This window comes from Bradyrhizobium algeriense, assembly GCF_036924595.1.
Taxonomy (GTDB): Bacteria; Pseudomonadota; Alphaproteobacteria; order Rhizobiales; family Xanthobacteraceae; genus Bradyrhizobium; species Bradyrhizobium algeriense.
The window spans coordinates 5,706,532-5,729,453 of sequence record NZ_JAZHRV010000001.1; the positions used below are offsets into that span (position 1 = coordinate 5,706,532).

Sequence of the window (22,922 nt, forward strand, 5' to 3'; positions counted from 1 at the left end):
CATACCACCCCCGCGAAAGATAAATTGCTACACTCGCCTTGCAACCGCGAGACGGTAGCAATCCCGGTATGATGTCACAATCAAAAATGATGCGACTGCGAGTATAGCACGCATCACCATCCAAAAATGCGTTCGCCCAGCCAGTAGCTGCCAACGATGGCGACCGCAACGGACGCGATCCGCGGCGTCAATGATGCGCCGCGTCCGCGCGTCAAAACGGCCAGCGTCGGCAGGAACAGCGCGACAAAGATCAATTGCCCGATCTCGACGCCGACATTGAATCCGACGAGCGCCCGCACGATCGCCGCCCCTTTCAGGCCGAGTTCGCCGAGTGCCGATGCGAAGCCGAAGCCGTGCACGAGGCCAAAGACAAAACTCCAGATCCAGCGGCGCCGATCGGGTTCGGTCACAAGCAGATTTTCCAGCGCGACCCAGACGATGCTCGCCGCGATTAGCGGTTCGATGATCCGCTCCGGAATGGTCAGAATATCAAGTGTGGCAATTGAGAGTGTCACGCTATGCGCAAGCGTAAACGCTGTGACAATGCGGACGACGGACCAAAAACCTTGAGCGGTTGCAAGCAGTGCTACCAAGAACAGCAGATGGTCGTAACCGGTGATGATGTGCTCGATGCCCAGCTTGACGAAATCGAACCATCCGGTCGCCACGGGGCGGTCCACGTCGATCGCGACTTTCCGTAATGGTTCCTCAAAGCTAACCTGCCGCTCGCCGTTGGCTGTCCCCAAATTTCCCAACGTTCGATAATGCTCGCCCAGAAGCTCGCTCCAGTCCTCGGCAATCTCGAGGCGGCCGTGCGAGGCATCACAGCCGAACTCGATCTCGATCGTGGCGCGAGCATCGTTGGCGCCGGCACCGCCGATCCGTACGCGGCCCATCCGGCAGCGCGCACTGCCGAGTTCGACCGAAAGTGTCTGGCGGGCGTATTCGGCAATTCGCTCCGCTGCTGGCCGATCGCCGTTGACCGCAGACGCAAGCAGTTCGACGGATCTGTTCGGTATTTCGGGCAGCACGATCGACAGCGCGTAATGCAGCCGATTGTCGATGAGTTCGATTCGCACAAGCGCCGTCGTGGTCGCGTGGGCAAGCGCGAAGGCCGGCCACAGTAAGGCCAGTGCCAACCACGTCCGCAAGACGCGTCCGATCATGGCGCGCCTCCCAACTGCTCCCACGCCTCTGGGACGAAGCCGGGGAGCAATGCGATCTCGCGCTTGTCGTCGAGCCTCGCGTAGCGTGACAGGCCGAGCAGATTGGCTGCGCCAAATGAGATCGCAAAGCTGTCGGCCCCGGATCCCCTGAGGATCACACGGGACCGTGGCGGATCCAGGCCGAACTGCGCAACATCGACGCCGGCAAGTTCGGCATCGGTCAGGATCCGCTCCGGCCCTGAATTGCGCAGGAGCGTGACCGCACCCTCGAGGCGCGCCTCGAACCCTGCCGTCACCGTCCCTCGCTCCGCCCGCCAACCGCTCTCACCGCGCACAAAGTACCACCGCCTATCACCACTGGTCACCTCGACCTCGCGGACCTGCTCGGCCGGAATGGTCAGGAGTCCGGCGGGCCTGAACGGCGCGAGTCCCGGACCACCTCGACCGCCGGTGAAGGCAAGTGCTGCGAGGAACGCCGTCGCGGCGAGCGCAGCGGCGATCCAGGCGAAGCGGTTCATCGCCGCCGCCACCACATCGCAACCCCGGCAAGGGCGACCAGGCCCGGCATCAGCAGTACCGTGACGATGAAGATGCCGCGCATCTGTGCGCCGGTAAGCGTCACCGTCGGCAAGACCTCGACCGGGGGCTTCATGGTCGGCGCCCTCTCCTCGCGCGTCAGCCAGGCGATCCCTGCGAGCACGACATCGGAATTGCCGAGATAAGGAAAGAAAGAATTGGAAACGAAGTCAGCGTCGCCCGCGACGATCAGGCGAAAGGGCTTGGCTGCTTCGGTGATGCGTCCTTCGGACGCAAGCACGATGATCCGCGCTGCGGGCGGTCCGGTCTCCGGCTCCACCCGCTTTCCGAGACGATCGCTGATGATGTAGCTCTCCGTGCTGCTGGTCGCCAGCGGTACGACCCGCACGTCGGCTGCCGCCACAGTCTCAAGCGGCCGCGCACCCGGATAGAACGATAGCGAAAGTCCGCGCGTGACCGGATGGGTCCCGTAGCGTGATACGGCGATCATCTGTTCATCCGTAAAATAGTGATCCCTGGGGTCGACGATCACGCCGTCGCCGATCTTGACACCAGCCCGGGCCAGAACTGCTGCGATGCTGTCGTCCAGCACATAGTCTGGCTCGACGAGGACCATCGCCGAGCCGCCGCGCTCCAGATAGCGGCGCAACAGTTCGCTTTCCTTCGGGCTATAGGCAGTTCGGGGATTGGCCTCGACCAGCACAGCGCAATCATCCGGGATCGCCTGTCCGGTCGCGAACGATACTTTTCGCGCGACCAGCCCGAGCTTCTCCAGCGCACGCCGGAGCCGTCCGATGCCATGCTGCTCCATCTGCACGACCGCCAGCCCCGAGGCATCGTGATGGTGACTCTGAGCGCCCTCGAAATGCGTATGGAATTCGAAATTATCGATATCGTACTCACCATGGCCGGCGGCGAAGCAAACCACCATCTCGCGCTGGCGCATCAATCGCAGCAAGCCGAGCGCAATCTCCCGGTCGTCGGTGGTGACCACCTCGATGCGGCGGTCGCCGGCGCGCAGCACGGCGGAATTGTAGGTGCGGACACCGAGGCTGTTCGCCAGTGCCGGGCTCTGGTCGGCATCGATCAGTTGCACGTGAAAGTTGGGGTTTTGCCGCTCGAGCTGGCTGAGCATGGTGGTCAGCGCCCGGGCGCCGGGATTCTGCTTCTGATAGAAATAGGCGACGTCGATCGGCTCCTTCAGTGCGAGCACCAGGTCACGCGCCTCGGCTGACGGCGTGAACGCCTTCTCGCGCGTGAGGTCGAGATAGGCGTCGTGGCGAAACAGCGCGACATTGGCGAGAATCGCGACGGTCAGGGCAGCACCGACAACAAGCACCGCGGTGACGACACGGCTCGTTGACCCAATCCGGACCGGCAGCTTGAGCCCCGCCGCGAACAGGAGTGCAAGCGCGGCGACGACACCGAAAAACCAGCCGATGTTGGCCAGCTCCGCACTCATCGCTGCGCCAGTCCCCACGTTGCGAGGAACAGCGCGAGCATGCTCGCGGTGACGAAATAGCCGACATCCGACAGGAAAACCGAGCCCGAGACCATCGGCTTGAAATGGCCGATCAGCGACAGGTTGATGGCAACGCTGTCGAACGGCGGCGGCAGCAGATAGGAGACCGAATCGGCGAACCAAAGCATTAGAAAGGTGCCGATCGACAGTGCTGCGGCGACGACCTGATTTTCCGTCAAGCTCGACATCAGGAGACCGACTGCAACAAGAAGCGAGGCGTGCAGCATCAGCGCCAGATAACCCGCATAGATCGGCCCCCAATCCGGCTCGCCGTAGCGATCCAGGATCAATGCATAGAGCAGGGATGCTGCAAACATGCCGAGCACGAGCGTCAGCGTGGCCGCATACTTCGCAAGTACGATGGACAATTCGCCCACCGGGGCGGTGAGCAACAGCTCGAGCGTTTCCGATCGCCGCTCCTCGGCAAAGCTGCGCATGGTCAATACCGGTACCAGCAGGATCGACAGCACGTACATCTGGTGGAGAATGTACTGCAGATTGGCGACCTTGGTTGTGAACAGCGTGAGGCTGAACGTGTAGCCGAGCACCAGCAGGAACACGGCGGAAACCGTGTAGCCGATCGGCGATGCCAGAATCGCGTTCAATTCCTTGGCAAACAGAATGCGCAGCGTTTTCATGTCAGGGACAAGAACCACTCTTCAAGATCGGGCGTCTCGGCAATAGCCCGCACGCCGAGCAGACGGCCATTGAGCAGGACCGCGACCCGATCGGACGTCTTTTGCACTTCGCTCAGGATATGCGAGCTCATCAGCACCGTGTGACGACCGGCAAGCGAGCGGATCAATTGCCGCATCTCGATGATTTGGCGTGGGTCGAGACCATTGGTCGGCTCGTCGAGAATGAGAATATCTGGATCGTGGATCAGCGCCTGCGCAAGCGCGGTCCGCTGGCGATAGCCGCGCGATAGCTTCCCGGTGGGCTTATCGAGCACGGCGGACAGCGCCAGCCGAGCGACCACGCGCGCAACCGCGCTTGCGATTTCTCGCTCGGGTACGCCGCGCAGCCGCGCCATGAAGGTGAGGAATTCACCGACGCGCATGTGGTGATAGAGCGGCGCCGATTCAGGCACGTAACCGATACGCCGGCGCACCGCGAGCGAATCGTTGAGGACGTCCAGCCCGGCCACGGTCAGGCGGCCGGCAGATGGTAGAAGATAGCCCGCAAGCAGCCGCATGAAAGTGGTCTTGCCGGAGCCATTTGGCCCGAGCAATCCGAATATTTCCCCGGCTCGGACGTCGAGCGTCAATCGGTCAAGCGCCGAAACCGAGCCGTAGGTTTTGCTCACATCGATCGCGGAGATGGCCGGCGCATCCGCCCTCGCGGTCGATATACCGCCGGGCACTGCATCGCTCGGCATGATGGTCATGCAAGGTCCCAAAAACGCAACGCCGGTCGGCCGGGTCGACTCGAAGGAGCCCAGCCGAATGAGTCCTCAATCGTAGAATTCGGGCGCCTTCTTCGTCGCCTTGAAGATCTCGGGGTCATGCCCGTAGAAGATCTGAGCGTTGTTGGCGTCGCGGATGAGACGAATGCGCTGATAGCTGTTGTACGCATCTCCTGGCGATTGCGTACCCGGGATCGGCGGAATCAGATTCTTGTCGAGATTTTCCTTCAGGTAGACAACGTCACTCGTGAGGATGACGGACCCCGTCTTCGGAAGTTTCACTACCACGAACTGACTGCCGGGCGTATGGCCGGGCGCGCGCATGACGCGCACGGAACCATCATCGAACAGGTCGAGATCGCCATTGAGGCGGACGATGTTCATCTTCTTGGTGTCGGCGAAGTCGCCTGGGATGTAGTAAATCGAAAACCCGACATCCGGCCACCAGGCAGCCTTCAGCTCGTCATTCTGCACCACGAGCGTGGCATTGGGAAACTGTCCGACATTGCCGCCATGGTCGAGGTGGAGGTGACCTGCCACTACGTACTTGATGTCATCCGTCTTCAGGCCGATCTTTGCGAGTTGAGCGGGGATCGCGTCGTCCTTAGTCATCTTTAGGCCAAATCCCTTGGCCAGCGGTCCCCACCAGCCTTCGGGATCCGTGATCGTCTTGTCGTTGTTGCCGGTATCGATGATGACGTTGCCCTTGGGATGCTTCAGCACATAGAAGCTCACGGGCGCCCAATCGATGTTGCCCTGGCCGCCCATCTGCAGGGCGGCCTTCGGGAAGCCTCCCAGCGAACCGGATGTGAAGACGTAAAGTTTCGGACCCTCTTGTGCGGGGGCCGGCGCGGCCATCGCCGCAAAGCCGAGCGCCACAGCTAGACTCAAGGCAACATGCTTCGTCATAGCGTGTCCTCCTTTGCCTTTGTTTTACGGGCTGTCTGTGCAGCCACAGAGCTTGACCCGAAGCGGTCGGACCAGCCATCCAAGAATAGATTGAGGACCCCACCAAACGCAAGTTGGGAATGCCATCGAAAACAGGCCCCGCTCGGTCAAAGCTGCCATTTGCCGGCCTTTTTCTTGACCTTCAGGACGTTCGCCGGCGGCGTGGCCGTGAGCTGTGGCGCCTCTTCACCTCGCACTCGCCGGCACTTTCAAGCCGACGGTGCGTCCGGGGAAGCCAGCGGCGTCAAAGTAGCGCGTCCGGCCGACGAACTGCATGTTGACGATGGTGCGCAGGCCGTTGTCGCCTCGCTTCGAGACAAGATCCAGTCGCCACGGCCGAACGGGCTTTCCGCCCGTCAGTGCTTCGGTAAGAGCGCGGCCGCGCAGCTTGCCGACCGGCGGGAGGGTTACACCCAGGATCTTCTCAAGCGTTGGAGCGATGTCAGCGTTGCTGACCGGGGCCGTATCGTTGAAGCCTGTCTTGAACGCGGGCCCGATAGCCGCCATGAAGTTTCCGGTATCGGCGCGGCTAAAACTGCCATGATGACCTTGCCCCTGCAAAAGGGTGGTATCGGATACGGTCGCGCTGCAAAACAGCGGCTGATCGCAGCCCGTCGTTTCGGAGCGGAAATTCACGACGATGGCCGGCGTTGGCGTTCGCGCGCCACCTTTGAGGCCCACTCTGCTCATCGGCAGCGCTCCTGGAACTGGTCCCAGGTCATCACGGACGAAGATACCGCTGGTGTAGTCTTGCGCAAGGAGCGCCTGGACCACTTGCCTCGCCAGGATTTTGGCGTTGTCCTGCGGTAGATAGATGAGATCGTTGCCTCCGTTCGCGCCGACCACGATAGCGGGTTTGGCCGGATCGTTGCCGATCGAAGCGCTGGCGCGGCGCGGATATTTTCCAGCCTTGTAGTCGACGCCAGGTCCTTCAGCGGAAGGCTCATGCAGCGGCAGGCCCAAAGCGTGCGCAAGATCGATCGCAAGAAAGCCGGGTGGCAACTGCCCTTCGGGCACCTTGTCGTACTTCAGTTTTGCAGCCGGACTGGTCTTGCTTTGCTTCGACACGGTGCTGAAGCCATGGTCGGCAGTGACAAAGATATTCGTATCGGTCTCAAGCCCAAGATCCCCAAGCGCAGCGACGATCGCCGCAAGGTCGTCGTCCGCTACCTTGATTGCAGCGAGGGACGTCGGACCATTAATGCCGGGAGCAAGCTCATTGATGCTGTCGCGCTGGGAGTGCTGGGTGCCGTCCGGATCGGACGACCAATACAGTAGCATGAACGGCTTCTTGCTCTCCTTGAAATACGGCAACAGTACCTTGGTGACGATGTCCCGATAATATTTCTGCTGAACGATATTGGTGGACTTGCCGGGGTTCTCGCGCTGAGCGCGCCCCGGAGTTTCCAGCGCCAATCCGACTTTCTTGAGCATCTCGACGACATCCGGCCGCAAGACGATGCCATTCTTCTTGCCAGTATCGTCGTCGAAAAAAATCGTGGTCTTGCCGTCGAGCTGGGTAAGATCGTGGATCCCCACCGGCCCGACCTTGCCGAGGGCAGCCGTAAAGTAGCCCTTTTCGCGCGCCGCCGCCATGATCGAGTGCTCGGCAATGAAATTACCGCCGTGATGCTGATTGAGCTCACCCAACACCGCATTGTCCTGGATGAAAGGCGTTACGGTTCGGGCTGCGCTTGCAACCGGAAAGCCCATGTAGAATGTATTGCCGAAATCTCCGGTGTCGCCGATCAGGTGACCGGTCGCGATCACCGAGGCGTTCGAAGTGGTGATTGTTGGATAGAGCGAATGACTGTTCGAGAAGTTGACACCGGTGTCCCGTACCCGGGCGAATGCGGGCGCTCGCTCGGGCGTGACCGCAGCGGCCCGAAGACCATCAGCGACGAACAGGATGACGTTCTGTTGAGCATTGGATTGCAGCGTGCTCGCCAGGACAGCGAGCAACGCGCAGACGACCAATTTCGCCATGGTGTCCCCCAACATTGCGAATTATTTGAGCGCAGTATGAGATAAAGAGGCGTTTGCGCCAAGCACCCTCGCGGCACGGCTGTGGAAGGTCCGCTTTACCCCCGACAGTCGACATCAACCGTCACTAAATCGGGCGCCGCTTGGTGCTAACAGCAGACATTCTCAGGCCTCCCGGGCAGCGGCCTGACTGCGCCAACGCGATGTTAGCTCGAAAGTTGGAGCACCCTGCCGCACCAGTTTCGCACCAGAAACGACTTCAATAAAGCGCAACGAACCCGATCGAAATTAAACAAAAATGCTGCAAATTCAGCGAAGCTGATCGATATTCTGCCGCTAATAACGATCTGGTTGCAGGTTCGAATCCACCGCGTCAACGTTCCCGAACGAAAGCGGCTGGTGACAAGCTGATGCGATCGAACGTCAACTTGCACATCAGGAGGCGAATGAAATTCGTGGCGACCCATGCCGCCGAATTCTGGCAGGAGGGTCGTGCGGATGATGCGGTGGTAGGCGGACGAGTTCGATCAGCTAAGGGAGCACGGTCGTGTCATCAAAATCAGTGCCTCAGGAAAAGCGCGTTGAAAGTGGGGTTGCTCCCTCAAGTCGCACGTCCATTAGTTCGACACGTTGGTGTCAAGGAGCGCCAGAAGTGAGCGCACCACTACTAGTCGCCGACGTCCGATCGTTGTCGTGACGATGCGCCTATCTCCTATCAACTCGTAAAGCTTCGTGCGTCCCAAGCCGGTCACTTCGCATGCATCGTCAATCGTGCAGGTGAGCCGCTGGGCGAATGGCATCGTGCTCGGTTCTTCGGCTTTCGGAGCGGATAGACTGACTTGCGACTGTTGTCGGCCAGTTTTCTCTCGTCGATTGTATCTCACGTGGCCCTCCTATTCGCACAAAGCTCGACGGGGCGAGAGTTGATTGTGCGACGAGCAACGTCAATGCGAACATCCGAGGGCGCTCGCGTACGACAGCGCACCTCAGCGGCGCTTTGAATATTTCCGGACATCAAGGGCGACGAGGAAATTTTTCGCGAATGCGGCAGCCACATTGAGGCATCGCGCCGAGGCTAGTCCCCCTAATGTCGGCAACAAATTCCTCAGGCGTTCGCCGCTGTTCACCAGCGTCTTATTCAACCGTTATTCAACGAACGCGGCCGATAGCTACCTAAGTGCCTGAGTTTGCTGGCGCTCCCTAGGGGAATCGAACCCCTGTTTCAGCCTTGAGAGGGCTAAGCTGCGGCGTGCTCGCCGACCCACGTTTTGGTGAGGTTTCGACGCTCCTCGCAAGGCGCTGCAAGGATTCAATTATTTCTGCATAATCAAAGCCAAGCGTTTTCTGAAACTGTGGTACCAATTGTGGTACGAACCGATTGCGGCCTCACTGAGGCATGAAAAGCCTTTATTTTGCTGGTAGCGAGAGAGGGACTCGAACCCCCGACCCCAGGATTATGATTCCCGTGCTCTAACCAGCTGAGCTACCTCGCCACGGTTCACCTTCGCGGCACACCATACCGCATTCGCGAACGCGCGGCATATAAGGAGTGGGTTAAGGGCCTGTCAAGCAAAGCCGGCGGTCCAGCCAACCGCCTGCGAAATAGCGCTATTTCGGCCGGATTGTCGGGTCGCCGCCGGGGCTGCCGGGCGGCGGAATCACCGGCGTCTTGCCGCCGTTCGGCGGCGCAGGCGCGTGCATTTCGGGATCGACGCCTGGGGGCGGACACAATACGCCGTCCGAGCGGGCAAGCTTGTCGCCGAGCGGCTCGGCTCGCTGACCGGTGGTTGTTCCCTCGGGAGCCTTCTCGCCGGGCTTCGGCAACGGCTGCATAGGCGCGCAATCGGCGGCGCGCTGCGGCGATGGCGGCGCGGTCTGGGCCGGCGGTGTGGTCGGACCCGGCGGGGCCTGTGCCGCCGCCACGTCAGCGGCTGCCATCAACACACATGAGAGAAGAAGTGCGCGTTTCATTGCCATGCAGGGGAAACGGCCTGCACTTGCGGAGGTTCCGCAGTCAAACTGTCGCTTTTTGTTTGACGCGTTTTCCTAACGCGAAACCGGGCTCCACCCCCGGATCAAGTCCGAGGGACTGCTTCGCTCGAAAACGCTATTGCTTCACGACTTCCGGAAACGGATCAGCGAAAAATGCCCCATCGGCGGCATCGGCCGCCGTTCGGTCAGGGTGACGCCGCCATGTTTGTCAGCCCAGTTGGTCAGGCGCTCCCATGGGAATTCCGGCCGCCAGCCGAGCCGCCGCGCCAATGGCGCGAATGCCAGTTCGAACATCCGGCGCGGACCGCTTTCGGCACCGATGTGATTGACCAGAATGAGCTCGCCGCCGGGTTTCAGCACGCGGATGAAATCATCCAGCGTACGTTCCGGATCCGGCACCGCCGTGATGACATATTGCGCCACCACCGCGTCGAAATATGAGTCCTTGAACGCGAGATTCTTGGCGTCCATCACCGCAAGCGTTTCGACATTGGTCAGGCCGAACTCGCGCACGCGCTTCCGCGCCCGCCGCAGCATTGGTTCGGAAATATCGACGCCGCACAATTTCGTGTTGCGCGAATATTCGGAAAGCGACAGCCCGGTGCCGACGCCGACGTCGAGAACGCGCCCGCCGATCTTGTCGGCTTCCGCGATGGTCGACCGGCGGCCCTCGTCGAACACCTTGCCGAACACGAGATCGTAGACCGGCGCCCAGCGGCCATAAGCCTTTTCGACCCCCTCGCGGTCGATATCCCCAGCCATTCCCTCTGCCCCGATTTTTCTTAAGTGCGCATCACCTCGGGGAGCGGCGTCATCGTTTGCTGCGCCCCTGCCCTTGCCACCGTATTCGTTGCGGTCGCGCTCTTGATGAATCCACCGCCGAGCACGCGCGCCTGTCCCGCCGGCGCATCGTAGAACACGCAGGCCTGGCCGGGCGAGACGCCCTCTTCGCCGGCAACGAGTTCGACCTCATAACCGCCATCGACCGCGCGCAACCAGGCCGGCTGGGGCGCGCGGGTCGAGCGCACGCGCACGAACATCTCGATGCCGTCGCCGATGACGCGATCCAGCAGCCCGTCGCCGATCCAGTTGATGTCGCGAAGGCGGATGCGATCCATCCGCAATGCCTCGCGCGGCCCCACCACGACGCGGCGGCTGGCCGCATCGAGCTTGACGACATAGAGCGGCGCGCCGGCGGCGATGCCGAGCCCCTTGCGCTGGCCGACGGTGAAATGAACGATGCCCTGATGACGGCCGATGACGTGGCCTTCGAGATCGACGATGTCGCCGGGCTCGATCGCGCCCGGCTTCAGGCGACCGATGATGTCGGTGTAGCGCCCGGTCGGCACGAAGCAGATGTCCTGGCTGTCCTGCTTGTCGGCGACTTCGAGGCCGAAGCGCCGCGCCAGTTCGCGCGCCTGCGGCTTGGTCATGTCGCCGAGCGGAAAGCGCAGATAATCGAGCTGCTCGCGCGTGGTCGCGAACAGGAAATAGCTCTGGTCGCGATCGGCGTCCGCAGCGCACACCAGCGCGCGCGACCCGTCGGCGAGGCGGCGCGAGGCGACATAGTGCCCGGTCGCGAGCGCACTCGCGCCGAGTTCGCGCGCGGTCGCCAGCAGGTCGCGAAACTTGACCGAGCGGTTGCACTCGATGCAGGGCACCGGCGTTTCGCCGAGCGCGTAGCTGTCGGCAAAATTGTCGATCACGGATTCGCGGAAGCGGCTTTCATAGTCGAGCACGTAATGCGGAATGCCGATCCGCTCGGCGACGTTGCGGGCGTCGTGGATGTCGCGGCCGGCGCAGCAGGCGCCCTTGCGATGGGTGGCCGCGCCGTGGTCGTAAAGCTGCAGCGTGATCCCGACCACGTCATAGCCCTCGGACTTCAGCAAGGCAGCCGTCACCGAGGAATCGACGCCGCCGGACATGGCGACCACGATCCGCGTGTCCTGCGGGCGGCCTTCGAGATCCAGACTGTTTCGCATGCCAGAGGTCATCGACTTCAATCGCAAGCGCGCTGCGCGGCTCGCGGCCAGGGTTAAAAAGCCTTTTTATTATAAGGCCTTAAGGTCTCGTTCGGCCATACCGGGCCGGATCGGATGCCGCTCTTTAATATAGGCCGTATTGGCGCGAGGCAATCAGCCGATACCATTTTTGGAGACGGTCCAGGACGGCAAATCTTGCCGCCGGGCAGAAAAGGGGGGTGCGATGATGCCCCGCAATTTATCCGCCGCCCCCTCAAGCCTTTGAAATAACGTGATATTTTTTGCCGCGGCGGGTGGCCCGGTCCTTGCTGAATGGTAGCCGAGAGCTCAGCGCGAGGATCGCCCGTGGTTAGTGTCACGTCAGAAGTATCGGCAAACGCATCTTTTCAGAATGCGGCGGCGAGGTCCGCCCGGCCGGATTCCGAGCCGCTGGCCAGAAACGACAGCTTCGCGGCGCTGGTCGACAGCAATACGGCCGCCAACAACAACGACAATCGCACCCAGGACAACGCGCCCGCCCCGCGCCGCTCCGACGATGCGCAAGCCGCATCCGACAACCGCGCGCGCGACAATGCTGCCGCATCGGACAAGGCCGCGCGCAACGATTCGAATGATCGCAACGCCGCGGCCAAAGCACACAGCGACAAGGCACGCGACGACGGCAAAGCCGACAGCAACGCCGATGCCGATACCAAGACCGATACCGACACCAAAGCCGCGACGGCCCGCCGCGCCAAATCGAAGTCCGATGGCGCGAAGTCCGACGAGACGACGCAGGCATCTTCCGGCGACGCTTCCGCGGCAGCCGATCAGACTGAGACGGCGCAGGATGGAACGGCCGTGGTGACGGTCGACGCCATTGCCGTTGCCATCCCCGCTGCCGCAGCGCCGGCGGCGACAGCTTCCGCGACACAAGCAACCGACAAGGCGACTGCGCCGCTTGCCATCGCTGCGGCAGCGATCGCAGCCGCCGCCTCGCTCGCCGCCGAGACGGCGCCAGCCGCTCCCACCGTGAACGCCGCGCAGGCCGACGGCGGCTCCAAGACCGGCGCGCAGGGCGGCATCGGCCAGGCCGTTAGCGCCCAAGCCACATCCGCCGACCCGTCCATCACAACCGGCATCGCTCAGGCCGCAGCAGTGGTCGCGGCGACGCCCGCCGCCACCAAAGCCGCCGTTCAGCTCAAGAGCGCCGATCTCGGCAGGAAAGGTGCCACGACGGCAGTCGAGCAGGCCGGCACCACCGATACCGCCGCCCCCGCCGCGGACACCATTGTGCCCGCTGTCACGCCGCCGATCGAAGCCGCGGGCAAGCCGAAGTCCGAGAACGGCATCGCCGACGCCGTGAACGCCCACGCGTCAGGCAATTCCATCGCGCCGCCGGCCGCTAACGCCCAAGCCAACGCGCATCTTGCCGCCTCCGACATCGGGCAGACGCCGGTCAATTCCTCCGGCAACGGCCTTCAGGTTGCCGGTGCGATCCAGGCGCAGCAACCGCCCGCTTCCGCCACGACGCCGGCTGCCGCAAGCCAGCTCACCGCCACGGCCGCCGCAAGCGCGCCGGTACCGGTCAGCGGACTTGCGATGGAAATCGCCGCGTCCGCCAAGAGTGGCAAGACCAGCTTCGAAATTCGCCTCGATCCCGCCGAACTCGGCCGCATCGACGTCCGCATCGATGTCGACCGCCACGGCCAGGTGACGTCGCATCTGACCGTCGAGCGGCCGGAAACGCTGTCGATGCTGCGTCAGGACGCCAACCAGTTGCAGCGCGCACTCGACAGTGCCGGACTCTCGACCGGCAATGGCGGCCTGCAGTTCAGCCTGCGCGACCAGTCCTCGCAGGGCCAGAACGACGGTAACCAGTCCAATCCCAACGCGCATCGCCTCGTCGTCAGCGAGGAAGACAGCGTGCCGGCCGTCGTCGCCGGCCGCAACTATGGCCGCATGCTCGGTGCGAGCGGCGGCGTTGATATTAGAGTTTAAGGGAGACAGCCATGGCAGTTGATGTAAACATGCCGACGCCGGTCGTCTCGGCGCCCGGGACCGGCTCCGCTACCGGCAACAAGACCGCTTCGGACAAGACGACGGGAATTGCGGATAATTTCCAGACCTTCCTGACGCTGCTGACCACGCAGTTGCAGAACCAGAACCCGCTGGATCCGCTCGACACCAACCAGTTCACCCAGCAACTCGTGCAGTTTGCCGGCGTCGAGCAGCAGCTCAGATCGAACGAACAGTTGAAGTCGCTGATCGAAATCGAAAAGAGCGCCCAGGCGACCCAGGCGCTGGTCTATGTCGGCAACACTGTCGCCGTCGACGGCAGCACGGCGCAGTTCGACAAATCGGCGACCTGGAATTTTCAGGCCGAGAAAGACACCAGCGCGACGATCACGATCACCAATTCGACAGGCCAGACCGCCTTTACCGGGTCGTATTCGCTCAAACAGGGCAATTCCAGTTTCGTCTGGGATGGCAAGGGCAATGATGGCGTACAATGGCCGGCCGGTACCTACACCTTGACCGCCACCGGCAAGGACAGCTCCGGCAACAACGTGGCGATCTCCACCGAGGTCCAGGGCATCGTCGATTCAGTCGATCTCAGCGCCTCCCCGCCGCTGCTCTCGATCGGCGGCCAAAACTATACCACCGACAAGATCAAGCGGGTGGTCCGTCCGACCACCACCTCCAGCTAGCGCACCCACCACTCGCATCGTTAGATCCGTCACTTCCGACCCGGCAACCCCTGATTGTACGCAAAAGCGTCACAGGGAACCCGGGCGGACGCATTTTCCGTCATTTTCAAGGAGATTCGTATTGAAGCCGTAGGCTTAGGCAATTTTTAAGCCGCGGGGCGTAGGTTGTCATGGTGAGTTCAGTGGTTGAGAGTTTGTGAGTACGCCATGACAGAACCCCATCGCCCGAGGGTAAAATACGTCATCGGGCCTGACGGCAGCCCGTTGACAATTGCCGACCTGCCCGCGCCCGGCACGAAACGGTGGGTTATCCGCCGCAAGGCCGAGGTCGTTGCAGCGGTCCGCGGCGGCCTGCTCTCCCTCGAGGAAGCCTGCAGCCGTTATACCCTGACGGTCGACGAATTCCTGTCCTGGCAGTTTTCCATCGATCAGCATGGTCTGGCAGGTCTCCGGACCACCCGGATCCAGCAATATCGGCAGTAAACTCTCCCGAACCGAAAGATTTGATGAAAACCGGCTCCGTTTTGCGAAGCCGGTTTTTTTCATGTCGGAACTATTCGTGGCGGCTTTAACGGCTGTTAACCATATGGAAACCATCCCCTAGGCAATAATTGCCCAGTCGGTCCCAGGGACCGAATCCCCTGGGGGCGGTTGGTGCAAAGTCTCGTTGCTTTCCTGAGAGGCCTCGGCGCGTCGCGGTTGATGGCCATGGTCGCGGTGACGACCGCGCTGCTCGGCTTCTTCGCCTTTGTCATCATGCGCGTCACGACGCCGCAGATGACCACCCTGTTCACCGACCTCTCCGCCGAAGATTCCTCCGGCATCATCAAGGATCTGGAACGCCAGGCGATTCCCTTCGAGCTGCGCAACGAAGGCGCCGTCATCATGGTGCCGAAGGACAAGGTCACGCGGCTGCGGATGAAGCTGGCCGAAAGCAATCTGCCCAAGGGCGGCGGAGTCGGTTACGAGATTTTCGACAAATCGGACGCCCTCGGCACCACGAGCTTCGTCCAGAACATCAATCATTTGCGCGCACTGGAGGGCGAACTCGCCCGCACCATCCGCGCCATCGACCGCATCCAGGCGGCCCGCGTGCATCTGGTGCTGCCGGAGCGGCCGCTGTTCTCGCGCGAAACGCCGGAGCCCTCGGCCTCGATCGTGCTGCGGGTGCGCGGCAGCCTCGAACCTCAGCAGATCCGCGCTATTCGCCATGTCGTCGCCTCCGCCGTCAACGGGCTGAAGCCGCAGCGGGTGTCGATCGTCGACGAGGCCGGCCGGTTGCTGGCCGACGGCGCCGGCAAGGACTCCGATAACGCGGTCGGCGACGAGCGCCGCACGGCGTTCGAGAAGCGCATGCGCAACGAGGTCGAGGCGATCGTCTCCTCGGTGGTCGGCCAGGGTCGCGCCCGCGTCCAGCTCACCGCCGATTTCGACTACAACAAGGTCACCCAGACCTCGGACAAGTTCGATCCCGAGGGCCGCGTGCTGCGCTCCACCCAGACCCGCGAGGAATCCTCGCTGACCGCCGAGAACAACGGCCAGGTGACGGTTAACAACGAACTGCCCGGCAACCAGACCAACACCACTGGGCCTGCGGCCCGCGACCAGAGCAAGAAGAGCGAAGAGACCAACAATTACGAGATTTCCCGCACCACCAAGACCGAGGTCACCGAGGCCGGACGGGTCAACCGGATCTCGGTCGCGGTGCTGGTCGACGGCGCCTATTCCAAGAACGAAAAAGGCGAAATGGTCTATCAGGACCGCAACAAGGAACAGCTCGACCGCATCGCCACCTTGGTCCGCTCGGCGATCGGCTTCGACCAGAAGCGCGGCGACCAGGTCGAGGTCGTCAATCTTCGCTTTGCCGAAGCGCCGACCGTGCCTGCGGTCGTTGAGCCGACCGGCCTTCTCGGCATGCTGCAGTTCACCAAGGATGACGTCATGTATGTCATCGAACTCGGCGTCATGATGCTGCTCGGCCTGGTGGTGCTGTTCATGGTGATCCGCCCGCTGGTCAAGCGCATCCTGGCTGCCGAAGTCATTCCCGCGCTGGCCGAACCGGCGCCGGCTTTGACCGACGGCACAGCCGAACTCGGGCCCGGGCAGGCGCTGATCGCCGGCAACAGCGGCACCGCCCAATTGATCGACGTCGCCCAGGTCCAGGGCCAGGTCCACGCGCAGGCCGTGCACCGGGTCGGCGAACTGGCCGAACGAAATCCGAACGAGACCGCTTCCATTGTTCGCCAATGGCTCAGCGAACCCGCCGAGTGACCTGACATGGCCGTACCGCAAACCAACAATGCCAACGACATCACCACCGTCATCTCGGCGCTGGCGAGCCGTCAGAACTCCCGGCCCAAGGGCAAGCCGTTGAGCGGCCCGAAGCGCGCCGCCATCCTGATGCTGGCGCTGGGCGAACAATATGGCGGCAAGGTCTGGGGACTCCTTGCTGACGACGAGGTGCGTGAACTGTCGATCCATATGTCGACGCTCGGCACCGTCGAGGCCGATGTCGTGGAAGACCTGCTGCTCGAATTCGTTTCGCGGATGTCGGCATCCGGCGCCCTGATGGGCACCTTCGACGCCACCGAACGGCTGTTGCAGCAATATCTGCCGTCCGAGCGCGTCACAGGCATCATGGACGAAATTCGCGGCCCCGCCGGCCGCAACATGTGGGAGAAGCTCTCCAACGTGCAGGAAGAGGTGCTCGCCAACTACCTCAAGAACGAATACCCGCAGACTATTGCCGTTGTGCTGTCGAAGCTGAAGCCGGAGCACGCCGCGCGCGTGCTGGCGATCCTGCCCGAAGATCTCGCGCTCGACGTGGTCGGCCGCATGCTGAAGATGGAAGCGGTGCAAAAGGAAGTCATCGAGCGCGTCGAGCAGACGCTGCGCACCGAATTCATGTCCAATTTGTCGCAGACCCGCCGCCGCGACGCCCACGAGGTGATGGCCGAAATCTTCAACAATTTCGACCGCCAGACCGAAACCCGCTTCATCACCTCGCTGGAAGAGGAAAACCGCGAATCCGCCGAGCGCATCAAGGCGCTGATGTTCACCTTCGACGACCTCATCAAGCTCGACTCCGCCTCGGCCCAGACGCTGATGCGTAATATCGACAAGGCCAAGCTCGGCATCGCGCTGAAGAGCGCCAATGAGGAGGTACGTGCCTTCTTCCTCGGCAACATGTCGTCGCGCGCCGGCAAGATGCTGATGGACGACATGGCGGCGATGGGACCGGTTCGGCTGCGCGACGTCGACGAGGCGCAGGCGCTGCTCGTCAACCTCGCCAAGGACATGGCCGCCAAGGGCGAAATCACGCTGACCAAGAACCGCGCCGACGACGAGCTGGTGTACTGATGGCCGCACCCGCAAAATTCCTGTTCGACACGGACTTCGCGGCGCCAGACAGGACGCGCGAGCGTGCCGCCACGGCCGCCGAGATCGCGCAAAAGGTCGCGGAGGCCGAGGCACGCGCCTACCGCGCCGGCTACGAGGCGGCCCAGCACGAGGCCAGGGTGGAGAGCGACCGCCGCGCGGCGCTGGCGCTGGAAGAGATCGGCATCACCATCCGCGGCATCGCCACGCGTTTCTCCGGCATCGAGGCCAGGATGGAGACCGAGGCCGTCGATGTCGCGGTCGCGGTGGCGCGCAAGCTGTGCAGCGAACTGGTTGCCCGCGAGCCGCTTGGCGACATCATGGCGCTGGTCAGCGACTGCTTCTCCCATCTGGTTGCCACCCCGCATCTCGTCGTTCGCATCAACGACCAGCTCTACGAGGCCGCCCGCGAGAACATCGAACGGCGGGCAGCCCAAAGCGGCTTCGAGGGCCGGCTGGTGATCCTAGCCGAGCCCGGAATTGCGACCGGCGACTGCCGGATCGAATGGGCCGACGGCGGCGTGGTGCTGGAACGCGCGGTCATCGAAGCGAAGATCAGCGAACTCGTCGGGCGCTATCTGGCGTCCCGCGATCAGGCCGGAACGTAGAGGCCATGAGGACTGAACCATGAGTGATACCGACGCACAGGTACCGTTGCCGGATCTCAACGCCGCGGACGCCCCGCCGATCGATGATCTCGCCTACAACGAGGACGAACAGGCCTCGCGCATCGCGGCCGACCTCGAAGCCGTGTTCGACGTGCCGGTGCAGGTCTCGGCCGTGCTCGGCCGCTCCAAGATGGACGTCGGCGAGCTGTTGAAGCTCGGCCCCGGCACCGTGCTCGAACTGGACCGCCGCGTCGGCGAAGCCATCGACATCTACGTCAACAACCGCCTGGTGGCGCGTGGCGAGGTCGTGCTGGTCGAAGACAAGCTCGGCGTCACCATGACGGAAATCATCAAGGCGGAACGCAGCTAATAGTTTTGGCGACACGCGCCGCGAACGGCGCGAACAGACGAACAGGAGATAAAAAATGCGGCTTCTCATCGTTGGCACCTTGAAGGGCCAACTCACGACCGCCACCAAGATCGCGATGGAAAACGGCGCATCGGTGACCCACGCCGAGGCGATCGAACAGGCGATGGCCGTGCTGCGCGGCGGCAAGGGCGCCGACCTCCTGCTGGTCGACGTCGCCCTCGACATCCGCGACCTGGTGATGCGGCTGGAAGCCGAGCACATCCACGTGCCGATCGTGGCCTGCGGCATCTCCAACGACGCCCGCGCTGCGGTCGCCGCTATCCATGCCGGCGCCAAGGAATACATCCCGCTGCCGCCCGATCCGGAACTGATCGCCGCGGTGCTCGCCGCCGTCGCCAACGATTCACGCGATCTGGTCTATCGCGACGAAGCCATGGGCAAGGTGATCAAGCTGGCGCAGCAGATCGCAGGCTCGGATGCCTCCGTGATGATCACCGGCGAATCCGGGACCGGCAAGGAAGTGCTGGCGCGCTACGTCCACTCGCGCTCGACCCGCGCCAAGCGGCCGTTCATCTCGATCAATTGCGCGGCGATCCCTGAGCATCTGCTGGAGTCCGAACTGTTCGGCCACGAGAAGGGCGCCTTCACTGGCGCCGTCGCCCGCCGCATCGGCAAGTTCGAGGAAGCGACCGGCGGCACGCTGCTGCTCGACGAAATCTCGGAGATGGACGTCCGCCTGCAATCCAAACTGCTGCGCGCCATCCAGGAACGCGTCATCGACCGCGTCGGCGGCACCAAGCCGGTGCCGGTCGATATCCGCATCATCGCGACCTCGAACCGCAATCTCTCCGAGGCCGTGCGCGAAGGCACGTTCCGCGAGGACCTGCTGTTCCGTCTTAACGTCGTCAACCTGAAGATCCCGCCGCTGCGCGACCGTCCGGCCGACATCCTCGAACTGGCGCAGCATTTTGCGAAGAAATATGCCGACGCCAACGGCGTGCCGCTGCGCCCGATCTCGGCCGACGCAAGGCGCGTGCTGACGTCGAACCGCTGGCAGGGCAACGTCCGCGAACTGGAAAACACTATCCATCGTTCGGTGCTGATGGCGCAGGGCGACGAGATCGGCGCCGACGCGATCCTGACGCCTGACGGTGACCGCCTCGACCTCGCCAAGACCGCGCCGGCGGTGGCGCACGCGACCTTTGCCGCCGAGCAGGTCACCCGCGCTTTGGTCGGCCGCACCGTGGCCGACGTCGAGCGCGACCTGATCCTGGAGACGCTCAAGCACTGCCTCGGCAACCGCACCCATGCCGCCAACATCCTCGGCATCTCGATCCGCACGCTGCGCAACAAGCTGAACGAATATGCCGACGGCGGCATTCCGATCACCCCGGCGGGCGCGGGTGAGCATCAGCGTTTTGTCGCGGCGGGTTAAGCAAGACCCTCAACGTCATTGCGAGCGGAGCGAAGCAATCCATGCACCACAGGCGGAGAGGTGGATTGCTTCGCTACGCTCGCAATGACGTTGAGACACCGGAATAACTAGGCGCGTCGGGCTTGCGAAAGATGCGAATGGGATCGCCGGGCTGCAGGTCGCGCCCGGTAAAGACCGCATAGGCGTACAGCGCGAGATAAGCGATCGCGACTGCGCCGATTCCGTAAAATACCCAGGTCGCCAATCGCTTCATCAGACAGTCGCACCACGTTGAGCCTTCGCTAGGCTAACACACCGTGGGGCACCGGCCCAACCACTATCCCGCCGCCACTTTCTGCGCCGGCGCGACGTTGACTGCGAGCTTGCCGTAACGATCCCTGAACGCCTCGGTGTCGATCTCCTCAAGCTGGATCGCCCCGCTCATTACGCCCTTCTTCCACGCGTCATGCTCGGGGTCGTTCTGGAATTCCGGCATCACTTCCTTGCCGAACAGCTCGAGCGACTCGCAGATATGCTCATGGGTGTTCTTGCCCGCCTGGTTGAGCAGGATCACCTGGTCGATATGGGAGGAGCGGAAACGCCGCAGCTTCCTTCGGATGGTTTCCGGTGAACCGATCAGGCCGCCGCGCAGCGCCGCCTCCTGCGCCTCCGGATTGTCGCGCTTCCACTTGTTGTACTCGTCCCACATGTTGACCGTGCCCGGGTCCGGGCGCTGCCGATTCTGCGCCGCGCCGTAATAGCGCAGCGCGAACTGGAAGAAGGTGGCGCCGTCGGCGCGGGCGCGCGCTTCCTCGTCGGTCTTGGCGCACATGAAAAACGAGACCAGCGCCATGTTCGGATTGATCTCGTAATCGGCGAGCTTCTTTAAGCGCTTGGTGATCGCGTTGTAATAAGCGTGCACCCAGGCATGCGCCGCTTCCGCGCTGACAAACTGGAAGCCGAGCGCGCCAAAGCCGTTCTCGCCGGCGCGCTCAATGGTCGGCAGTTGCGAGCACGCCATCCACAGTGGCGGATGCGGCTTCTGGACAGGCTTGGGCACCACGTTGCGCAGGGGAATGTCGAAATACTTGCCATGATGCTCAGTGCCGACTTTCGTGAACATCGGAAAGATCGCTGCGACAGCCTCCTCGAACACCTCGCGCTTGGTCTCCATGTCGCGGCCGAACGGCGTCAGCTCGGTGATCGACGCGCTTTCGCCCATGCCGAATTCGCAGCGGCCGTTGCTCAGGAGATCGAGCACCGCAACCCGCTCGGCGACCCGGGCGGGATGGTTGGTGGTGAGTTGAAAAATGCCGTGTCCGAGCCGGATATTTTTGGTCCGCTGGCTGGCCGCAGCCAGAAAGGATTCCGGCGCGGGCGAGTGCGAATATTCTTCGAGGAAATGATGTTCCACCACCCAGGCGTGGTCATAGCCAAGCCGGTCGGCGGTCTCGAGTTGGGTCAGCGCGTTCTGGTAGAGCCGGAGCTCGTCGCCCTCTCCCCATGGGCGCGGCAGTTGCAGCTCGTAAAAGATGCCGAATTTCATTACGCCTCCCAAGGACCGCTTGTTATGACCGCTTGTTGTTTTCAGGCAGTGTATTCGCCATGCATCCCAAGTCCAGCCTCGACCGCGAAACAGCAATTCCGTGGCGCGGAAGCAGCCTTGCATGGAGCGCGCGAATGGTTAGCTTTACGCTTCCGTTGAGTCGCGGCCTCACCGCCCGCTCTGCTCTCCATCTGGGCCCCATGACCACGTTCACGCCGCATCAGGATTCCGCGCTGAAGGCCGTTGCCGACTGGCTGAAGGCCAAGCCCGGCAGGGGCGGCACGCCGCCGGTGTTTCGCCTGTTCGGCTATGCCGGCACCGGCAAGACCACGCTGGCGCGGCACATCGCCGAAGGCGTCGATGGCGAGGTGAAGTATGCCGCCTTCACCGGCAAGGCCGCGCTGGTGATGCGCAACAAGGGCTGCGACAACGCCTCCACCATTCACTCGCTGATCTATCGCGCCAAGGAATCCGGCGTCGAGCAGCCGAGCTTTGAGCTGTGGGACGACGCGCCCGCTTCCAAGGCAAAGCTCATCGTGATCGACGAATGCTCGATGGTCGATGCCGAACTCGGCCGCGACCTGATGTCGTTCGACTGTCCCCTGCTCGTGCTCGGCGATCCCGCGCAATTGCCGCCGATCCAGGGCGGCGGCTTCTTCACCGACTGCGAGCCCGACGCGATGCTGACCGAGGTGCATCGCCAGGCGCAGGACGATCCGATCGTGCGAATGTCGATGGATATCCGCGAGGGGCGCGAACTCGAAATCGGCCGCCATGGCGAGAGCGAGGTGGTGCCGCGCAGCGAACTCGATCCGGATCGCGTGATGGGCGCCGACCAGGTGCTGGTCGGCCGCAACAACACCCGCCGCGCCTACAACATGCGCGTTCGCCAGAAACAGAACATCGAGGACCCCTTTCCGGTGGCCGGCGACAAGCTGGTCTGCCTGCGCAACAACCGCAAGAAAGGCCTGTTCAACGGCGGGCTGTGGCGGGTGAAGTCGCGCACCCAACCGCGAGCGAAATCAAAAATCCTGACCATGCGGCTCTCGCCCGACGAAGAGTTCGGCCACAAGGTCACCAAGGTCTCGGTGCGCCACGACTGCTTCGAGGGCGGTATCGAGGCGATCCCGTGGGAGGAGCGCAAGCCCTATGACGAGTTCGACTATGGCTACGTGCTCACCGTGCACAAGTCGCAGGGCTCGCAATGGGACGACGTGGTGCTGTTCGACGAGAGCTTTGCGTTCCAGGACAGCCGGGCAAGATGGCTCTACACGGGGATTACACGCGCGGCGAAGCGGCTGAGCGTGGTGGTGTAGACACCGTCATTCCGGGGCGATGCGAAGCATCGAAACGATGTGCAATTGCACATCGGAGAATCTCG

General features: G+C 62.8%; 22 protein-coding genes and 1 tRNA gene. 9 read left to right on the forward strand and 14 right to left on the reverse strand.

The features are described 5' to 3' along the window. Positions 1 to 113: 113 nt before the first annotated feature. The 12 genes from V1286_RS27485 to mnmA form a co-directional block, all read right to left on the reverse strand. Positions 114 to 1,166, reverse strand: coding sequence for a HupE/UreJ family protein (locus tag V1286_RS27485; RefSeq protein WP_334484923.1), 1,053 nt, complete (start codon positions 1,164 to 1,166; stop codon positions 114 to 116). Beyond that, complete coding sequence (locus V1286_RS27490; RefSeq protein ID WP_334484925.1) at positions 1,163 to 1,684, reverse strand: hypothetical protein; 522 nt, start codon at positions 1,682 to 1,684, stop codon at positions 1,163 to 1,165. Before V1286_RS27490 ends, V1286_RS27485 begins: the two co-directional genes overlap by 4 nt. Next, positions 1,681 to 3,165, reverse strand: a complete 1,485-nt coding sequence (locus tag V1286_RS27495) for a GldG family protein (protein WP_334484927.1) — start codon at positions 3,163 to 3,165, stop codon at positions 1,681 to 1,683. The genes V1286_RS27490 and V1286_RS27495 overlap by 4 nt, the downstream gene beginning before the upstream one ends. Further along, a complete protein-coding gene (locus tag V1286_RS27500) occupies positions 3,162 to 3,863 on the reverse strand; it encodes an ABC transporter permease (RefSeq protein WP_334484929.1) in 702 nt (233 codons plus the stop codon). Before V1286_RS27500 ends, V1286_RS27495 begins: the two co-directional genes overlap by 4 nt. Further along, entirely contained in the window at positions 3,860 to 4,612 is a 753-nt protein-coding gene (locus V1286_RS27505) for an ABC transporter ATP-binding protein (protein WP_334484931.1), read from the reverse strand. Before V1286_RS27505 ends, V1286_RS27500 begins: the two co-directional genes overlap by 4 nt. 66 nt (positions 4,613 to 4,678) lie before the next feature. Next, complete coding sequence (locus V1286_RS27510) at positions 4,679 to 5,539, reverse strand: N-acyl homoserine lactonase family protein (RefSeq protein ID WP_334484933.1); 861 nt, start codon at positions 5,537 to 5,539, stop codon at positions 4,679 to 4,681. A 225-nt stretch (positions 5,540 to 5,764) separates the two neighbouring features. Next, a complete protein-coding gene (locus V1286_RS27515) occupies positions 5,765 to 7,579 on the reverse strand; it encodes an alkaline phosphatase family protein (RefSeq protein WP_334484935.1) in 1,815 nt (604 codons plus the stop codon). 599 nt (positions 7,580 to 8,178) lie between these two features. Further along, entirely contained in the window at positions 8,179 to 8,361 is a 183-nt protein-coding gene (locus V1286_RS39050; RefSeq protein ID WP_417021282.1) for a helix-turn-helix domain-containing protein, read from the reverse strand. A 616-nt stretch (positions 8,362 to 8,977) separates the two neighbouring features. Beyond that, positions 8,978 to 9,054: transfer RNA gene (locus V1286_RS27520), tRNA-Met, on the reverse strand. A 115-nt stretch (positions 9,055 to 9,169) separates the two neighbouring features. Next, positions 9,170 to 9,499: a hypothetical protein gene (locus V1286_RS27525; protein WP_334484937.1), complete on the reverse strand. Its 330-nt coding sequence runs from the start codon at positions 9,497 to 9,499 to the stop codon at positions 9,170 to 9,172. 177 nt (positions 9,500 to 9,676) lie between these two features. After that, on the reverse strand, positions 9,677 to 10,315 hold the full coding sequence (locus V1286_RS27530; protein ID WP_334484939.1) for a class I SAM-dependent methyltransferase: 639 nt from the start codon (positions 10,313 to 10,315) through the stop codon (positions 9,677 to 9,679). 20 nt (positions 10,316 to 10,335) lie between these two features. Continuing rightward, positions 10,336 to 11,535 carry a tRNA 2-thiouridine(34) synthase MnmA gene (mnmA, locus tag V1286_RS27535; RefSeq protein ID WP_334484941.1) on the reverse strand — a complete coding sequence of 400 codons (1,200 nt, stop codon included), beginning with the start codon at positions 11,533 to 11,535 and terminating at the stop codon, positions 10,336 to 10,338. 345 nt (positions 11,536 to 11,880) lie between these two features. Between mnmA and V1286_RS27540 the strand changes: the two genes are divergently transcribed. The 8 genes from V1286_RS27540 to flbD all read left to right on the forward strand — a co-directional run bounded on the left by V1286_RS27540 (position 11,881) and on the right by flbD (position 20,016). After that, positions 11,881 to 13,515: a flagellar hook-length control protein FliK gene (locus V1286_RS27540; protein WP_334484943.1), complete on the forward strand. Its 1,635-nt coding sequence runs from the start codon at positions 11,881 to 11,883 to the stop codon at positions 13,513 to 13,515. Positions 13,516 to 13,526: 11 nt separating this feature from the next. Then, positions 13,527 to 14,225, forward strand: coding sequence for a flagellar hook assembly protein FlgD (locus V1286_RS27545; protein WP_334484945.1), 699 nt, complete (start codon positions 13,527 to 13,529; stop codon positions 14,223 to 14,225). A 207-nt stretch (positions 14,226 to 14,432) separates the two neighbouring features. Continuing rightward, a complete protein-coding gene (sciP, locus tag V1286_RS27550) occupies positions 14,433 to 14,708 on the forward strand; it encodes a CtrA inhibitor SciP (protein ID WP_002714638.1) in 276 nt (91 codons plus the stop codon). 171 nt (positions 14,709 to 14,879) lie between these two features. Further along, entirely contained in the window at positions 14,880 to 16,496 is a 1,617-nt protein-coding gene (gene fliF / locus V1286_RS27555; protein ID WP_334484947.1) for a flagellar basal-body MS-ring/collar protein FliF, read from the forward strand. Between the two features lie 6 nt (positions 16,497 to 16,502). After that, positions 16,503 to 17,585, forward strand: a complete 1,083-nt coding sequence (gene fliG / locus V1286_RS27560) for a flagellar motor switch protein FliG (RefSeq protein WP_334484949.1) — start codon at positions 16,503 to 16,505, stop codon at positions 17,583 to 17,585. After that, on the forward strand, positions 17,585 to 18,211 hold the full coding sequence (locus V1286_RS27565) for a FliH/SctL family protein (RefSeq protein WP_334484951.1): 627 nt from the start codon (positions 17,585 to 17,587) through the stop codon (positions 18,209 to 18,211). The genes fliG and V1286_RS27565 overlap by 1 nt, the downstream gene beginning before the upstream one ends. A gap of 19 nt (positions 18,212 to 18,230) precedes the next feature. After that, positions 18,231 to 18,581 (forward strand): flagellar motor switch protein FliN, encoded by a 351-nt coding sequence (gene fliN, locus V1286_RS27570; RefSeq protein ID WP_108521346.1) that lies wholly within the window; start codon positions 18,231 to 18,233, stop codon positions 18,579 to 18,581. Between the two features lie 55 nt (positions 18,582 to 18,636). Continuing rightward, complete coding sequence (gene flbD / locus V1286_RS27575) at positions 18,637 to 20,016, forward strand: sigma-54-dependent transcriptional regulator FlbD (protein ID WP_334484953.1); 1,380 nt, start codon at positions 18,637 to 18,639, stop codon at positions 20,014 to 20,016. Positions 20,017 to 20,089: 73 nt separating this feature from the next. Here flbD and V1286_RS27580 read toward each other — a convergent pair whose 3' ends face one another. Together V1286_RS27580 and V1286_RS27585 are read right to left on the reverse strand one after the other, a co-directional pair. Next, entirely contained in the window at positions 20,090 to 20,269 is a 180-nt protein-coding gene (locus tag V1286_RS27580) for a hypothetical protein (RefSeq protein WP_334484955.1), read from the reverse strand. Positions 20,270 to 20,332: 63 nt separating this feature from the next. Then, positions 20,333 to 21,541, reverse strand: coding sequence for an LLM class flavin-dependent oxidoreductase (locus V1286_RS27585; protein ID WP_334484957.1), 1,209 nt, complete (start codon positions 21,539 to 21,541; stop codon positions 20,333 to 20,335). A gap of 200 nt (positions 21,542 to 21,741) precedes the next feature. Between V1286_RS27585 and V1286_RS27590 the strand changes: the two genes are divergently transcribed. Next, positions 21,742 to 22,857 (forward strand): ATP-dependent DNA helicase, encoded by a 1,116-nt coding sequence (locus V1286_RS27590; protein WP_334489939.1) that lies wholly within the window; start codon positions 21,742 to 21,744, stop codon positions 22,855 to 22,857. The last annotated feature ends 65 nt before the right edge of the window (positions 22,858 to 22,922 follow it).

Coding starts and splice junctions, on each gene's coding strand:
- V1286_RS27485 (WP_334484923.1), bottom strand. CDS start 1,166: ATGATCGGACGCGTCTTGCGGACGTGGTTGGCACTGGCCTTACTGTGG.
- V1286_RS27490 (WP_334484925.1), bottom strand. CDS start 1,684: ATGAACCGCTTCGCCTGGATCGCCGCTGCGCTCGCCGCGACGGCGTTC.
- V1286_RS27495 (WP_334484927.1), bottom strand. CDS start 3,165: ATGAGTGCGGAGCTGGCCAACATCGGCTGGTTTTTCGGTGTCGTCGCC.
- V1286_RS27500 (WP_334484929.1), bottom strand. CDS start 3,863: ATGAAAACGCTGCGCATTCTGTTTGCCAAGGAATTGAACGCGATTCTG.
- V1286_RS27505 (WP_334484931.1), bottom strand. CDS start 4,612: ATGACCATCATGCCGAGCGATGCAGTGCCCGGCGGTATATCGACCGCG.
- V1286_RS27510 (WP_334484933.1), bottom strand. CDS start 5,539: ATGACGAAGCATGTTGCCTTGAGTCTAGCTGTGGCGCTCGGCTTTGCG.
- V1286_RS27515 (WP_334484935.1), bottom strand. CDS start 7,579: ATGTTGGGGGACACCATGGCGAAATTGGTCGTCTGCGCGTTGCTCGCT.
- V1286_RS39050 (WP_417021282.1), bottom strand. CDS start 8,361: ATGCCATTCGCCCAGCGGCTCACCTGCACGATTGACGATGCATGCGAA.
- V1286_RS27525 (WP_334484937.1), bottom strand. CDS start 9,499: ATGGCAGCCGCTGACGTGGCGGCGGCACAGGCCCCGCCGGGTCCGACC.
- V1286_RS27530 (WP_334484939.1), bottom strand. CDS start 10,315: ATGGCTGGGGATATCGACCGCGAGGGGGTCGAAAAGGCTTATGGCCGC.
- mnmA (WP_334484941.1), bottom strand. CDS start 11,535: ATGCGAAACAGTCTGGATCTCGAAGGCCGCCCGCAGGACACGCGGATC.
- V1286_RS27545 (WP_334484945.1), top strand. CDS start 13,527: ATGGCAGTTGATGTAAACATGCCGACGCCGGTCGTCTCGGCGCCCGGG.
- sciP (WP_002714638.1), top strand. CDS start 14,433: ATGACAGAACCCCATCGCCCGAGGGTAAAATACGTCATCGGGCCTGAC.
- fliG (WP_334484949.1), top strand. CDS start 16,503: ATGGCCGTACCGCAAACCAACAATGCCAACGACATCACCACCGTCATC.
- V1286_RS27565 (WP_334484951.1), top strand. CDS start 17,585: ATGGCCGCACCCGCAAAATTCCTGTTCGACACGGACTTCGCGGCGCCA.
- fliN (WP_108521346.1), top strand. CDS start 18,231: ATGAGTGATACCGACGCACAGGTACCGTTGCCGGATCTCAACGCCGCG.
- flbD (WP_334484953.1), top strand. CDS start 18,637: ATGCGGCTTCTCATCGTTGGCACCTTGAAGGGCCAACTCACGACCGCC.
- V1286_RS27580 (WP_334484955.1), bottom strand. CDS start 20,269: ATGAAGCGATTGGCGACCTGGGTATTTTACGGAATCGGCGCAGTCGCG.
- V1286_RS27585 (WP_334484957.1), bottom strand. CDS start 21,541: ATGAAATTCGGCATCTTTTACGAGCTGCAACTGCCGCGCCCATGGGGA.
- V1286_RS27590 (WP_334489939.1), top strand. CDS start 21,742: ATGACCACGTTCACGCCGCATCAGGATTCCGCGCTGAAGGCCGTTGCC.